The following is a 15,290-nucleotide window of genomic DNA, read 5'->3' as shown; positions in this document are numbered from 1 at the left end:
TCAAACGCATTAAATTAATCTAAATGAATCAATATATCCTTGCCTTAGATCAAGGCACAACCAGTTCTAGAGCCGTAGTTTTTGATAAAAAGGGGACCATAATCTCTGTAGCACAAAAAGAATTCACCCAAATTTTTCCAAAACCAGGATGGGTAGAGCATGACGCTAATGAAATATGGGCAACCCAAGCCGGAATGGCAGCTGAGGCCGTAAGCATAAAAGGTATAAAAGGTGAGCAATTGGCTGCCATAGGAATTACAAATCAGCGTGAGACTGTTGTTGTTTGGGACAGAAATACCGGTGAACCTATTTACAATGCCATTGTTTGGCAAGATAAGCGAACCTCTGAATACTGTGATGAACTAAAAAGCCAAGGGAAATCTGAAATGATCCGTGAAAAAACTGGCTTGGTCATTGATTCCTACTTCTCTGGCACAAAGGTAAAATGGATTCTGGATAATGTAGAAGGAGCCAGAGAAAAAGCAGAAGCAGGTGATTTAGTGCTGGGAACTATTGATACATGGCTTATTTGGAAGATGACAGAAGGAAAGCTTCATATTACCGATGTTACAAACGCTTGTCGTTCTTTAATATTCAACATCAACACAATGGAGTGGGATGATGAACTTTTAGAGCTTTTAACCATTCCAAAAAGTATGCTGCCGGAAGTAAAACAATCCAGTGAAGTTTATGGCCATACAAGTCCAAACTTCTTTGCTGCCAAAATTCCTATAGCGGGTATTGCAGGAGATCAGCAAGCTGCTTTATTTGGTCAAATGTGCACCAAGCAAGGTATGGTAAAAAACACCTATGGCACAGGTTGCTTTATGCTTATGAACATTGGTGATAAACCAATTGTTTCCAAAAACAATTTGCTCACTACTGTAGCGTGGAAAATAAACGGGAAGACCACCTATGCACTCGAAGGAAGTATTTTTATAGCGGGCGCTGTGGTACAGTGGCTACGTGACAGTTTAAAAATTATAAAAACTTCTTCTGAAGTGGAACAACTGGCCAGTTCAGTAGATAGCTCAGAAGGTGTTTATTTTGTCCCTGCATTTGCTGGATTAGGTGCTCCACACTGGAACCAATATGCCCAAGGAACTATTTTTGGATTGACAAGAGGAAGCACTGATGCCCACATTGCGCGAGCAGCCTTGGAATCCATTGCATACCAGACCATGGACATTTTAAAAGCCATGGAAGCAGATTCTGGAATTTCCATTAAAGAATTAAGAGTTGATGGAGGAGCGACCGTCAACAATATGCTTATGCAATTTCAATCTGATGTCTTGAACACCGTAACGGTACGTCCTAAAATTGTGGAAACAACCGTTATGGGTGCTGCATACTTAGCTGGATTGGCAGTTGGTTATTGGGAAAGTCCGGAGGAAATTCAAGATATATGGCAAACAGATGTACACTTTAATCCATCTACAGAAAGAGAACCCATTGAAAAAGGCATTCAAGGGTGGTACAGAGCCATTAAAGCGTTGGAATTTTGGACAGGAGAATCTTAAAATAGTTGAAACTAATAACCTTTAACCAAAACCTATCATGACTCCTTTTATCGCTGAGATTATTGGCACATTCCTTTTGATTCTATTGGGTTGTGGCGTAAACGCAAATGTTTCTTTACAAAAAACCTATGGAAGTGGCTCTGGTTGGATTGTGATTACAACGGGGTGGGCTTTCGCAGTATATACCGGTGTTGTAGTCGCTGGACCCCATAGCGGAGCTCATCTAAACCCAGCAGTCACTATTGGTTTGGCGTTGGCAGGAGAATTTTCAATTTATGATGTTCCCAACTATATTTTAGCTCAATTTATTGGCGCTATGCTTGGAGCTTTCTTTGTTTGGTTAATGAACAAAGACCATTTTGATGCCACAGAGGATGGAAATAGCAAAAGAGGTGTTTTTTGCAACGCTCCTGCAATACCAAATACTTTTTTAAATCTTTTGACAGAAATTTTAGGAACTTTTGTGCTGGTGTTTTCAGTACTGTACTTTACTGATGCTGTTGCAACTAAGGACAATAGTATTATTGGTTTAGGTTCTTTGGGCGCTTTACCTGTTGCTCTTATTGTTTGGGGAATTGGTTTGTCTTTAGGGGGCACCACTGGCTATGCTATTAATCCCGCTCGCGATTTGGGACCTCGAATAGTACATGCTTTAGTTCCTATTAAAAATAAGGGGTCAAATGGTTGGAGGTATTCTTGGATTCCGGTTGTAGGTCCAATACTAGGTGCTGCATTGGCTGCAGGAATTGCCATGTTTTTGCACTAAATTATCCAGAAGCAATAGCTTTAGCTGCTATGTAAGCCCCAGTCCAGGCATTTTGAAAATTAAAGCCTCCAGTTATGGCATCCACATTGATGATTTCTCCAGCAAAATATAGGTTCGGATGTATTTTGCTTTCAAAGGTTTTAAAGTTGATTTCCTTTAAATTTACTCCGCCCGCTGTAACAAATTCTTCTTTAAAAGTACTTTTCCCCTCAACTCTAAAAGAGCATGCAGTTAGTTGTTTTGCTAGGTTTTGAAGTTTTTCTTTGGTAAGCTCTGCCCATTTCAAATCCCCTTCAATTCCAGAAGCTTTTACCAAATTCACCCATAGTCTTCGAGGAATATCGGTAGCGTTGGTGCGTAAAACTGTTTTTTTTGCTTCAACCTCCTTTATTTCTCTCAACAAAAGTTCCATAGAACCTGTTGTGTATTCAGGTGTCCAATTAATATTCACTCTAAAGACATAATGATAATCATGCAAAATATTGGCTCCCCATGCGGAGAGCTTCAAAATGGCAGGGCCGCTCAATCCCCAATGCGTTATTAAGACAGGGCCCTCAGCTTGAAGGACAGGTTCTTCTTTTGGAACACTTTTTAGCTTAACGCCAATTTTGGATGAAAAGATTTTTTTTGGCGGAACTTCTACAGTTGCGAAGGTGCTTACTCCTTGAATTCCAGAGATTCGTTCATCATTGATATTAAAAGTAAACAAAGACGGAACTGGAGAAATCACTTTATGTCCAAATGCTTCCAACTGTTTCCAAATTTTTGGATTGCTCCCTGTAGCCAATAACAGCTTTTTACATTGGTAATGTTTGTTCATTGTTGTTATCTGCCATCCTTCTCCATTTTCGTTTTTGCCAAATTGTTTTACAGAACTATTTTTAAGAACCTTAACCCCTAGCTGTTCTGCTTCACCAACAAGACAATCAATAATGGATTGTGAAGAATTGCTTTGTGGAAAAACCCTTCCGTCCGATTCTATTTTTAATGGAACTCCCCTTTCTTCAAAAAAAGACATTACATCCCCGGGAGCATAGGTATGGAAAGGTCCCAAAAGTTCTTTTTGCCCTCTAGGGTAATTGGTGACCAAATCATGCGCAGAAAATTCTCCATGGGTAACGTTACATCGACCACCTCCAGAAACTTTAACCTTAGAAAGCACGGTTTTACCCCTTTCAAAAATGGCGACTTTTAGATGTGGAGCCTGTTCAGCAACTTGAATCGCAGCATAAAACCCGGCAGCACCACCTCCAACAATAACAACATCAAACATTAATTTACCCGTTCAGGATAATTTGTGATAATTCCATCCACTCCATAATCCTTCATTTTTTGAATATCTTCAGGTTCATTAACGGTCCATGTGTAGATTCTAAATCCTTCTTCTTGAATTTTAGCTGTATTTTCTTCATTCAATGTTTTATAGTTGGGATTTATGGCAACAGCATTTAGTTCTTTGGCTACAGTAATCGCTTCTAAAGGATCTTCTTCTGTTAAAACAGCAATTTGAACATCCTTATTAAGCTCCCGCATTTTTCTCAGCTCATCCCATTTAAAACTTGAAATGATGAAGTTTTCAGGAGACCATCCCCTATCTCTTATATACACATTGGTAATAAAGTTTACTCTATCTGCAGTGTTAGATCCTTTAAGTTCAATGTTAAGTGCTACCTTATTATCTATAAGCTTTAGCACATCCTGTAGCATTGGGATTTTATGGTTTCCGTCTAAAATAAGTTGCTTAAGGTCTACTATGTTGTAATCTTCTATTTTACCGCCACTATTTGAAAGTCTTTCCACGCGTTCATCATGAAATACAACAGTTTCCCCACTATAGATTTGGAATACATCTATTTCAATCATATCCACTCCTAAATCCATTGCTTTTTGGACTGATGCCAAGGTATTTTCAGTTTCATGTCCCATGGCACCCCTATGCCCAATAACCAAAGGTTTAGAATCCATCATATCACAACTATTAAATAACAAAACAGCAATCAATGCTAAGGGTAAGCTTTTTTTCATTTTGATTCATTTGTACCACTAAAAATACAACATGAAATTGAAATTGCCAGCGTTAAAATAGATGCAACTATATCAGTAAAAACACTTTATAGAAGAGATATTCTCATAATAAGGTATAAATTTTTATCAATTTGTTAAATTTTATTTAATACTTTTATCACATTATTAACCAATAAACAAACCAACATGTTTTCAAAATCTAATTTATTAGCGACACTTGCCGCTTTCGTAACAATGTTTTTGTTAGGATACGGAATTTGGGAGTTTTTACTAGCCGATTTTTATGAGACACATACCCTTAAGAATTTTTTGAATGAAGATATGAATATGGGGTTAATTGCTGGAGGTAATGTAATCATGGCTTTCGTATTAAGCTCAGTGTATAGCAAATGGGCTAGAGGGCATCACAGTGCTAAAGAAGGTTTTCAGTTTGGTGCATGGATTGGCGTCTTTACTGGACTTGGCATGGGTATATTAAACCATGCTGTTATGGGACTTATGGATATGACCGGAACTTTGGTTGATGCAGTTGTGCAGATTGTTTTCTATGGAATCATTGGAATGGTGATAGGATTGGTGTACCAAAAAACTGCACCAAAAGCTTAAAGGAAATTAACCGACCTTGAACTTAAGCGGATTGTTATGCAATCCGCTTTTTTTATTCATTAACCCTAAAAATAAAAGACTCAAGAGGTTGAAGCTCGACTTCAACTTTTCCTTGTCCATTTTTCACGAAAAGGGCTTTATCTATTTCTCCGTATAGCTCTTCTTTTAAATCATATTCTTGATTCTTCAAATTCCATTTAGTGATAATCTCTTCAGGAATTTTTAATTCAAAAGCATAGCTTTTTTCAACATCAAAGTTTGATACTATTATCAATTTTTCATCATTGGACCATCTAACGTATGAAAGTACTCTATGGTCATAATTCTCCGTATGGTTTTTGTTAAAAAAATGGATTTCTTGATACTCGCCCATCAAGGCATCACTCTCAATGGTGAAGTTCAACAAGCGTTTGTAAAAATCTCGAAGTTCCTGTTCACTATCAGTTAGTTGACCTCCATCAAACTTTTTATTGTTCATCCATCGTTGATGGTTGGGCACTCCTATATAATCAAAAATTGAAGTACGTGTGGGGCTACCAAACCCGGCATCTTCTGCTCCAGGTTCACCTACGTCTTGACCAAAATAAATCATGGTTGGCGACGTACTCAGTGTTGCAGAAACTACCATAGCAGGTTTTGCCAGCTCCGCACTGCCTACAAAGTCTGGACTAGCAATACGCTGTTCATCATGGTTTTCCAAAAAATGGAGCATATGATGTTCTATATCTGCCATTCCTTTTTGGACAACCGGAATATGATCTGTCCAACCATAACCTTTCATAATGTGTTTTATGCTATCGTAAAGCTCAACCTTATCGTACAAATAATCCATTTTCCCTTTATGGATATAATCCCTATAAAGGTCTGGGTTGTAGACCTCAGCCAATAAAAAAGCTTCAGGGTTTTTCATTTTGATGTTGGAATTCAAATAGCTCCAAAATTCCACCGGCACCATCTCGGCCATATCAAAACGAAAACCATCCACTCCAAAGTCCAGCCAATACAGGGCTATATCTCTAAACTTATTCCATGAATCGGGAACTGTTTTGGTACTCCAAAACTCAAAATGAGCCTTGTAATCCTTTGCATCAAACCCTTCTGGTAATTCTTCAAAATCCTTTGTACCATCTGGTCTTATGCCATAGTTTACTTTTACGGTTTCGTACCAATCATTGAAATGAGGTTGCGCTAATCGCGAACCATTGCCGGTCCATTTTGCCGGATGTTCCTTAAACTTAGCGTCTGAAAGCCTATTTTCTTCTCCACCAAGTGGAAGATATGCATCTTGCCATTCTGGAACCTTGAATTCCGTTTCTGGGATATAATAGAAATTGTTGTTAACATGGTACTCCAAGGAAACATCGTCGTTTGCCCCAAAATCCGAGACTCCATCGGGATTGGTTAGTCCTTCATAATTTCTGGCCACATGATTGGGTACAATATCGATAATGACCTTCATCTTTGCCTTATGCGTTCTTTGTATCAATACCTTAAATTCCTCCAATCTTTTGGAAGGGTCAACAGCCAAGTCTGGATTTACATTATAATAATCTTTAACAGCATAGGGAGATCCCGCGCGACCTTTGACCACATCTGGATCATCATTTGAAATTCCGTAAGCAGAATAATCATTGATCAATGCATGATGGGGAACGCCAGTATACCAAACATGGGTTATTCCCAAATCCTTGATTTCTGACAGTGCTTTATCTGTAAAATCAGCAAACTTCCCAACTCCATTTTCTTCAATGGTACCCCAAGGTTTATTGGTGTTGTTCGTATTTCCAAAAAGTCTGGTAAAAACCTGATAAACTACAGCTTTCTTTTTCATTGTGGGTTGAACTGATTTTTTTTCAACTTTCTGTTCGCATGAATGCAATATCCCCATGATTGCCAAAAAGGCAATGTAGAGATTCCTTTTCATGCCTGAACACTTTTTCCAGGAGTCAATATCAATGGTTTATCATTTACCTGAATCGTCAAATCCTTGTCTCCTGTTACTTCAAAATTTGCTTGTTTTTCTGAAACTGTAATGGTGATTATTTGGTTTCTGAAATTAACTTTAAAAGAATACGATTTCCATTGTGTTGGTATCTGTGGAGTAAAATGAAGCTGATCGTTCAACACTCGCATGCCACCAAAACCTTCTACAATGCTCATCCATGTCCCAGCCATGGATGTTATATGTAGACCTTCTTCCACTTCTTTGTTATAATCATCCAAGTCTAATCTTGAGGTTCTTAGATAAAAAGTGTAGGCTTGTTCCATTCTGCCCAGTTTTGCTGCCTGTATGCTGTGCACGCAAGGTGACAGAGAAGACTCATGAATGGTAAATGGCTCGTAAAAGTCAAAATGTTTCTCTAGCGCTTCTGAGCTGAAATGGTCTTCAAAAAAATAGAACCCCTGTAATACATCAGCTTGTTTTATATAAGGAGACCGCAAAATCCTATCCCAACTCCACTTTTGGTTGATCGGTCTATTTGATTTATCTAAATCCTCAACCTTAATCAACTCTTTATCTAAAAAGCCATCTTGCTGCAAGAACACTTCATGCTTTTCAGAATATGGAAAGTACATGTTGTTGACTACCTTTGCCCAACCTTCTGTTTCTGAAGAAGTCAGACTTGTTTTAGAAACAATTCTTTTATAGTCTTCTGGGTACTCATCCTTAACTACTTCCAATTGCTCCAAGGCATAATCTATACACCATTTGGCCAAATAGTTTGTGTACCAATTGTTGTTGACATTGTTTTCATATTCATTGGGGCCTGTAATGCCCAGCATCACATACTTTTGTTTATCCTGAGAAAAATTGACCCTCTGTTGCCAAAATCTTGCGATACCAATCAAAACTTCCAATCCCATTTTTGGGATGTAACTGTAATCTCCCGTAAATCTGTGGTAATTGAAGATAGCAAATGAAATAGCTCCATTCCGATGGATTTCCTCAAAGGTGATTTCCCATTCGTTATGGCATTCTTCTCCGTTCATGGTTACCATTGGGTAAAGTGCCGCTCCATTGGTAAAGCCTAATTTTTGAGCATTCTCAATGGCTTTTTCTAAATGATTGTAGCGATACTCCAACAAGCTCCATGCTACTTCTTGATTTTTGGTGGCCATATAAAAAGGAAGGCAATAGGCTTCTGTATCCCAATAAGTGCTTCCGCCATACTTCTCTCCTGTAAACCCCTTTGGACCAATATTCAATCGAGAATCTTTTCCTAAGTAAGTCTGGTTTAATTGAAAAATATTAAAACGGATACCTTGTTGTGCTTTTACATCACCTTCTATAGTGATATCGCTCATTTCCCAAATATTGGCCCAAGCTTCTTTTTGTTTTTCCAAAAGTGCATCAAAGCCCATGGCCGTTGCTTGATCTATGACTGTATTGGCTACATTTATTAATTCTGAAGTTTCATTATTTCTAGAAACCGTGTACCCTCCAAATTTTGTCAAAGAAATTTTTTCTCCTCGGGAAACTTTTTTTTCAAATTCAAGACCAATGAAAGAATCTGTTTTATCTCCCAATTGTGCAGGTATTGAAACTCCATTGAATTCTGCATTTGCATGCATAAAGGTGCAGGTTGCAAAATTGGTTTTCATCGTATGGGCCTCTATATAAGCTCTATCTTTATCGAAGTCCACACTAGTGGTATTCCAAAACTTATCATCCCAGTTGCTATCTTCATTGGTGATACCACTATCCAAATAAGGAACTAACTTCACTTTGGCGTTAGAATTTAGTAGTGCCAACTCCATTTTTATAGCTCCAACTTCATCAACATCCAAGCTTAAAAAACGAGTGATTTTTGCATCGACTTCAATATTGTTAGATAGCTTGGCTTGAAAGCTTCGTTGATACCAACCTTCTTTCATGTTAAGCTCTCTTTTGAAATTGGAAACACTTGCGCAAGTGTTCAAATCCAGAGAAACTCCGTCAATAAAAACATTGATTCCAATCCAATTTGGAGCGTTCAGTACTTTGGCAAAGTATTCTGGGTATCCATTTTTCCACCAGCCCACTCTAGTCTTATCGGGATAGTATACCCCAGCTATGTAGCTCCCCTGAAAAGTTTCTCCCGAGTATTCTTCTTCAAAATTAGCACGTTGCCCCATGGCCCCATTTCCTATACTGAAAAGGCTTTCGGAGGATTTGACTTGTTCTTTATCAAAACCTTCCTCTATAATGGACCAAGGGTCCGATTTTATATAATCTTGATTCATTGAAAAAAAGTAAAACTTGGTGAGTAATTTTAGATATCCCCTTTCCCTGTAAAGGTTTTGACAAATTTAGTTAATTGTAGAATCCCTGATTACCAATGTAGGTTCCAAAATTTTAGTGTGGAACGTTTCCTCTTCATTTTCGCTTTCCACTTTATCAATTAACATTTGTGCTGAAATCTCACCCATTTTTTCGCCATGTTGGGCAACAACGGTAAGACTAGGGTTTGCATATTTGGAAAGCAATCCATCAGTAAAGCCAATAAATGATATGTCTTTGGGAATGTTAAGTCCTTTTTCTTGGACCAATTTCATACTAAAGACCGTGAATATTTCATTTACACAAAGGACAGCGTCTACCTCATGTGTATCAAAAAAATCTCCGATGCTTTTCTCATCCATTTCCATTGATGACAGTTTCAATATTCTTGATTCATCTACATCTAGGGCGCTTTCGGAAAGGGCTTTTCTATAGCCTTCAGTTCTTGCCTTGCTTACGCTTAAATAATCATCCGTGGTAATCAATGCTATTTTTTTTCTTCCTTGTTCTATTAGCTTTTTAGTAGCCAGATATGCGCCCAGCTGATCATCAATAATTACCTTATCGCAATTAACTTCATTTGTAATACGATCAAAGAGTACAACAGGTATTCCCTGCTCGGTAACTTCTTTTAAATGATTATAATCCCCTTTTTGCTGTGTTTCAGAAGATAAAGACATTATAAAACCATCAATACTGCCATTTGCAAGCATTTCCATATTAATGACTTCTTTATCAAAGGATTCTTCTGAAAGACATACAATAACATTGTAGCCTTTAGCATTTGCGTATTTCTCAATGCCTCTAATCACGGTAGTAAAAAAGTGATGTACAATTGCAGGGATAACCACACCTATATTTTTAGTCCTTTTGTTCTTAAGACTTATGGCGATGTTGTTTGGTTTGTAGTTATACAATTTGGCAAATGCCTGAATTTTTTCTTTTGTATCCCTACTTATCTCTTCGCTGTTCTTTAAAGCCTTAGAAACAGTAGAAATAGAGACCTCAAGTTCTCTGGCGATATCCTTTAATGTAATCTTTGCTTTCAAGTATGTTGAAGATTTAGTCTAGTTAATTTGGCTATGGAAATTACTCAATAAAGACAAGCAAGTTATTCAAATGAATCTTTTTAACAAAAACTACCTTAAAGTTTACAAAAACTCTTATAAAGAAGTTAACCTTCCCTAAAAAATAAAAATAGTATATTAGTCCATATATTGTGAATTTCATCAATTCTTGATGAATATATTGTGATTTAAATAAATTAACTCTTTTAGTTTTGTCAACCTTTCACAATTCAAAGTTATCAACACGAAACCGTTTTCGTTTGATCTTGCACTATACTTAAATTTAGATTAACACTTTTTTTATATATGTTTAACACTTGAATTAAAATTAACTAAACTTAAAATTAATTATTTATGAAGATTACGCTACTAAAAAGCTTTTTGCTATTGGGTGCATTCGTGTGCTTTGGTTTAGCGAAGGCTCAGACAGTATCTGGTACTGTTTCGGATGCAAACGGTCCCTTACCAGGAGCTAGTGTTGTTGTCAAAGGAACAACCAATGGTACGCAGACTGATTTTGACGGTAACTATACCATAAATGATGTCGCTGCTGATGCAGCTATCGTTTTTAGTTACATCGGTTTCTCATCACAAGAGATTGCTGTAAATGGACAAACAACAATTAATGTTGTTTTACAGGAAGATGCCAATGAATTGGATGAAGTTGTTGTTGTTGGTTATGGTACAACTACCAAAAGAAGTACTGTCGGTGCTGTGGAAAGCGTCAAAGCAGAAGAGTTTAACAAGGGTGTCATTGTAAATCCGCAACAATTGATACAAGGTAAAACGGCCGGTGTACAGATTTCCACTACTAGTGGTGAGCCAGGTGCTGCTGTTAACGTAAGGGTTAGGGGTACCGCTTCAGTGCGTTCTAATAACAATCCACTTTTTGTAGTTGACGGTGTACCATTAAACGGGGCCAATACCAGTGCTGCTACTGGTGGAGGTTCTGATCCTAATACTGGTGGAGGTTCTGATATTGGAAGCTCTGGTTCTTTGGATCCTTTGAGTTTCTTAAACCCAAATGATATTGCTAGTATTGACATACTTCAGGATGCAGCCTCAACTGCTATTTATGGTTCAAGAGGTGCGAATGGAGTTGTTCTCATCACCACAAAATCCGGTACCTCAGGACGGGATGTATTGGAATTTTCTTCTACTTTCTCAGTGGGATATATTGGTAATCGTCCAGAAGTGCTTTCAAGGGAACAATTCTTAGATGCACAGAATATAATCTCGGGCGGTACTTTTGTTGACGGTGGGTTCAATACAGATACTTACGATGAAATATTTCGCACATCTTTTACCCAAAACTACAATATAGCTTATGGAGGAGGAGGTGAGAACGGAAATTACAGGATTTCCATGGGTTATCAAGATCAAGAAGGAGAAGTGGAAGACAGTACGTTTGATAGGTTGACCGCTCGATTTAATGCAACACAACGCTTTTTTGATAATAAGTTAAAATTGAGCACACAAGCTACCATTTCTAATATTGAGTCCCAAAGACCCCCAATAACAAATAACCCAAATGCAAGGGGTGATTTACTCTCAGCTTCCATTGGTTTTGATCCCACTCAACCTTTGACTGGATCGGGCACGAGGGATCAGGGATTTATAGGTGGATTCTTCCAGCCATCCAATGAAAGAAGGAATCCGTTAGCACTTTTAGAGTTGACTCGCGCAACCTCTAGCACATTGCGGGCTCTTATTAATGTGTCGGCACAATATAGAATAACGGATAACTTAACCATCAATACCTTGGTAGGTCTTGATAAATCTACATCTTCCGCCGCTTCTGCGGAATCAAGGAATTTCGCTGCCAATGGAACTTTAGATAATGGTAGAGCCAACTTGGATGAAATTGATTTGACCAATACCACCTGGGAATCCTATTTAAATTATAATAAAGAATTTGGTGACGATGTGTTGGATGTTGTGCTTGGACATTCCTACCAAGAGTTTGTAAATGAAGCCATTACCCTCCGTGCTTTCAATTTTGAAACTATCGATTTGTTTCAGATGATTAACAACATTGCCGGAGCACAACAATTTGCTGCAAACACTTCCCTTGAAAGGGATGAGTTGCAATCGTTCTTCTTTAGAACAAACTATTCGTTGAATAATAAATTTAATTTCTCTGGTACTGTAAGAATCGATGGTTCTTCCCGATTTGGTGAAAACAACCAATATGGTACTTTTGGTGCCTTTGGAGCTTCTTGGGCTCTTGATCAAGAGGAATGGTTCCCAGAGTTTTTTGACACTTTCAAACTACGTGCCAACTGGGGTGTTACCGGTAACCAAGAAGGTTTAGGTTCTAACCAATTTTCGTCAAGACAACGTATTGGCGTTGGTAATCAGAATGATCCCGGGGCTATAGGAGATGTGGCTTTCGATGAACCTGATCTTCAATGGGAAGAAAATGAGCAATTAAGTATTGGTGTGGATTATGGTATTTTGGATAATCGGATTTCAGGATCTGTAAACTATTTCAAAAGAACGACTTCACAATTCCTATTGCAAGTAAATAGTGCGCAGCCAGCTCCGCAGCCTTTTGTTTTTGCTAACGTGGATGGGGATATTGTGAACGAAGGTGTAGAATTTACTATTAATGCCATTCCAGTACAGACCGAAGATTTTTCTTGGGATTTGAACTTTAATATTACGTATACGGATAATATTCTAGAGAACTATGTTGGACCGGAAATAGATGCTGGGCAAATCAACGGACCTGGTCTATCTAGAGCTTTTTCACAACGTTTGGCCAACAACCAACCTTTGTTTAGCTTCTTTACTAGAGATTGGCAAGGCTTGGATGAGAATGGAGGTAATATTTTTGGCAGCGAAGGTGCTCAGATTTTTATTGGAGAAAGTGCTTTACCTGATTTTTCTTTAGGCTTTACCAATAATTTTAGTTTTAAAAATTGGGACTTGAGCTTGTTCTTCAACGGGCAGTTTGGCCAATCCATTTACAATAATACCAGAAATGCATTCTCCACTATTCCTAACCTATCTCAAGGTAGAAATGTATTTGCGGACACACTACCATTGGTTGGCGTTGAAAATCCTTTTAATCCTCAATCGGTTTCTTCAAGGTTTGTAGAAGATGGGTCGTTTTTAAGATTACAAAACGTAACTTTAGGCCACAACTTTAATGTGGGAGAAGATAGTGCATTTAGTAGTTTAAGATTGTTCCTTAATGCGCAGAATTTGTTTGTGATTACTGATTATTCAGGCCAAGACCCTGAAATCTCAACAGATAGAACGTTAAATAATTTACCTTCCTTAGGAATTGATTTGACCTCTTATCCAAGACCTACTACTTTTTCGCTAGGTGTTAATGCAAGTTTTTAAAAAAAAGAAATGATGAAAAAAGATTTTATACAGAACAAATTGATTAAAACACTTGGTGCCGGTTTACTTTTAGTGACTTTCCAAGCGTGTACAGACCTGGAACCCAACTTTCAGGATTCCGTTTCCAGTGAATCAGGCGGTAGCTTCACTGGGGTGGTAAGCGCCTCAGCGAGCCTTGAGGCCCTCTATACCAGTGGTGACAGTGATGGGGTAGGGCTTTTCCGTCAAGATTCCCAAGAAAGCTCATATGCGCTCATGGAGGTATCCGCAGAAAATATCGCCGTATTGACCAGGGGTGCCGACTGGGGCGATAATGGGGTTTGGCGTGCGTTGCACAACCATACCTGGGATCCCAATCACTTTTACGTACTACAAGCTTGGAATAGGCATAATGCAGCAACATTTCGCGCAAATCAGTTGATAGATTCACGTTCCAGCGCGAATCCTAGTGAATTAGCTCAAGCTCAAGTTATACGTGCGTTTCATGTATATTCTATACTGGATTTCTTTGGCCAAGTACCAATCAGGGGCGTGGATGATGGTCCAGGTGTGGACCCTACAGTATTATCCGCTCAAGAGGCTTTTGCCTTTATTTTGGATGATTTGAATACAGCCATTTCCAGCGGAAACCTTTCCTCCAATGGTCCCAATGTATCTTTGAGGCCTGCAGATTCAGGAGCAGATAGAGCTGGAACTTTGTCTGGGGTAGGAGAGGCATTCGCGCGTTTCTTAAGAGCTAGGGTGCAGTTAAATGCTATTCACCTTGTAGGCTCAGAAGGAGATATGACTCAGGTCATTTCAGACATCAATGCAATAGAAGCACTAGGCTTCCAGCTGGACGGTATCGGAGCTGCTGATCCTGATAATGATGAAAGTTATTTTGATATCTGGGATCCTGCCAATAATACCAATCAAGAAGTAATTTTTATGCTTGAAGGTGACGTAAGAACCCGTATGTATAATCAACTACACCCTAATCAAGGGGGTTGGAACGGTTTTGTTACGCTTACAGAAACCTTTAGACTTTTTGGTACAGATGATGTAGCTCAGGATGCACGACTTGGACTTCCAGGTGAGGAAGTAGCTGGTGTATCTACCGGTTATATCAGGGGGCAACAACGAAACGTTAGCGGCAATAACCTTACGGATAGACAAGAGAATCCTCTGGTATATGAGGACGTTATTCTCACCAATTTAGAAGTGAACAATGAACGAAACGGTATTCGAATCGTTAAAAATCCTCAACGGGCTGCAGATGGAAATCTACCCGGAGATACCTTTAGGGATTTTACTTGGATACGTTTTGCAGATGCCATCTTAATGCGTGCTGAAGCCACCCTAAGAGGTGGTACTGGTGGGCCGTCAGCTCTTGCCGATGTAAACGCCATACGAGAGCGAGCAGGTGCGGCACCGTTAGGAAGTGTCACTTTAGATGACATGCCAGATATCATCGCTAGAGAACTGAATTCCGAAGGAGTAATGGGGGGTAGAAGAGCAGTTCAACTACGTTTTGGAACCTTTGCTTCAGGCACTTGGGAAATGAAAAACGTTACAGATGCATTTAGGGTTAAATTTCCTATTCCAGCAGCTGCTTTGGCGACTAATCCAAATTTGATTCAAAACGACGGTTACTAGTAGTTTATCAATATATTTAATTTTAAAAGAGGGCATATAATTGCCCTCTTTTTTCA

General features: G+C 38.6%; 10 protein-coding genes. 5 read left to right on the top strand and 5 right to left on the bottom strand.

Annotated features, from left to right (window positions below; all coding sequences use genetic code 11):
• Nucleotides 1-23: 23 nt before the first annotated feature.
• Nucleotides 24-1,520, top strand: a complete 1,497-nt coding sequence (gene glpK / locus SJY44_RS05085) for a glycerol kinase GlpK (RefSeq protein WP_396591528.1) — start codon at nucleotides 24-26, stop codon at nucleotides 1,518-1,520.
• Nucleotides 1,521-1,557: 37 nt separating this feature from the next.
• Entirely contained in the window at nucleotides 1,558-2,286 is a 729-nt protein-coding gene (locus SJY44_RS05080) for an MIP/aquaporin family protein (protein WP_396591527.1), read from the top strand.
• Between the two features lies 1 nt (nucleotide 2,287).
• Here SJY44_RS05080 and SJY44_RS05075 read toward each other — a convergent pair whose 3' ends face one another.
• Both SJY44_RS05075 and SJY44_RS05070 read right to left on the bottom strand, forming a co-directional pair.
• Complete coding sequence (locus SJY44_RS05075) at nucleotides 2,288-3,559, bottom strand: NAD(P)/FAD-dependent oxidoreductase (RefSeq protein WP_396591526.1); 1,272 nt, start codon at nucleotides 3,557-3,559, stop codon at nucleotides 2,288-2,290.
• Nucleotides 3,559-4,311, bottom strand: a complete 753-nt coding sequence (locus SJY44_RS05070; protein ID WP_396591525.1) for a glycerophosphodiester phosphodiesterase — start codon at nucleotides 4,309-4,311, stop codon at nucleotides 3,559-3,561. The genes SJY44_RS05075 and SJY44_RS05070 overlap by 1 nt, the downstream gene beginning before the upstream one ends.
• Nucleotides 4,312-4,497: 186 nt before the next feature.
• Here SJY44_RS05070 and SJY44_RS05065 point away from each other — a divergent pair, with 186 nt between their 5' ends.
• On the top strand, nucleotides 4,498-4,917 hold the full coding sequence (locus SJY44_RS05065) for a hypothetical protein (protein WP_298924351.1): 420 nt from the start codon (nucleotides 4,498-4,500) through the stop codon (nucleotides 4,915-4,917).
• 52 nt (nucleotides 4,918-4,969) lie between these two features.
• Here SJY44_RS05065 and SJY44_RS05060 read toward each other — a convergent pair whose 3' ends face one another.
• The 3 genes from SJY44_RS05060 to SJY44_RS05050 form a co-directional block, all read right to left on the bottom strand.
• A complete protein-coding gene (locus SJY44_RS05060) occupies nucleotides 4,970-6,841 on the bottom strand; it encodes an alpha-amylase family protein (protein ID WP_396591524.1) in 1,872 nt (623 codons plus the stop codon).
• Complete coding sequence (locus tag SJY44_RS05055; RefSeq protein ID WP_396591523.1) at nucleotides 6,838-9,141, bottom strand: glycoside hydrolase family 65 protein; 2,304 nt, start codon at nucleotides 9,139-9,141, stop codon at nucleotides 6,838-6,840. Before SJY44_RS05055 ends, SJY44_RS05060 begins: the two co-directional genes overlap by 4 nt.
• 66 nt (nucleotides 9,142-9,207) lie before the next feature.
• Nucleotides 9,208-10,227, bottom strand: coding sequence for a LacI family DNA-binding transcriptional regulator (locus SJY44_RS05050; protein WP_396591522.1), 1,020 nt, complete (start codon nucleotides 10,225-10,227; stop codon nucleotides 9,208-9,210).
• Nucleotides 10,228-10,599: 372 nt separating this feature from the next.
• Here SJY44_RS05050 and SJY44_RS05045 point away from each other — a divergent pair, with 372 nt between their 5' ends.
• Complete coding sequence (locus tag SJY44_RS05045; RefSeq protein ID WP_396591521.1) at nucleotides 10,600-13,599, top strand: SusC/RagA family TonB-linked outer membrane protein; 3,000 nt, start codon at nucleotides 10,600-10,602, stop codon at nucleotides 13,597-13,599.
• Between the two features lie 12 nt (nucleotides 13,600-13,611).
• Nucleotides 13,612-15,234, top strand: a complete 1,623-nt coding sequence (locus SJY44_RS05040) for a RagB/SusD family nutrient uptake outer membrane protein (protein WP_396591520.1) — start codon at nucleotides 13,612-13,614, stop codon at nucleotides 15,232-15,234.
• Nucleotides 15,235-15,290 lie beyond the last annotated feature (56 nt).

This window comes from Allomuricauda sp. R78024 (genome assembly GCF_044596045.1).
Taxonomy (GTDB): Bacteria; Bacteroidota; Bacteroidia; order Flavobacteriales; family Flavobacteriaceae; genus Flagellimonas.
This window is presented reverse-complemented; position numbering and strand designations above follow the sequence as displayed.

What these genes read in the sequence shown, in the direction of transcription:
- glpK (WP_396591528.1), top strand. Translation starts at nt 24, where the DNA reads ATGAATCAATATATCCTTGCCTTAGATCAAGGCACAACCAGTTCTAGA.
- SJY44_RS05080 (WP_396591527.1), top strand. Translation starts at nt 1,558, where the DNA reads ATGACTCCTTTTATCGCTGAGATTATTGGCACATTCCTTTTGATTCTA.
- SJY44_RS05075 (WP_396591526.1), bottom strand. Translation starts at nt 3,559, where the DNA reads ATGTTTGATGTTGTTATTGTTGGAGGTGGTGCTGCCGGGTTTTATGCT.
- SJY44_RS05070 (WP_396591525.1), bottom strand. Translation starts at nt 4,311, where the DNA reads ATGAAAAAAAGCTTACCCTTAGCATTGATTGCTGTTTTGTTATTTAAT.
- SJY44_RS05065 (WP_298924351.1), top strand. Translation starts at nt 4,498, where the DNA reads ATGTTTTCAAAATCTAATTTATTAGCGACACTTGCCGCTTTCGTAACA.
- SJY44_RS05060 (WP_396591524.1), bottom strand. Translation starts at nt 6,841, where the DNA reads ATGAAAAGGAATCTCTACATTGCCTTTTTGGCAATCATGGGGATATTG.
- SJY44_RS05055 (WP_396591523.1), bottom strand. Translation starts at nt 9,141, where the DNA reads ATGAATCAAGATTATATAAAATCGGACCCTTGGTCCATTATAGAGGAA.
- SJY44_RS05045 (WP_396591521.1), top strand. Translation starts at nt 10,600, where the DNA reads ATGAAGATTACGCTACTAAAAAGCTTTTTGCTATTGGGTGCATTCGTG.
- SJY44_RS05040 (WP_396591520.1), top strand. Translation starts at nt 13,612, where the DNA reads ATGAAAAAAGATTTTATACAGAACAAATTGATTAAAACACTTGGTGCC.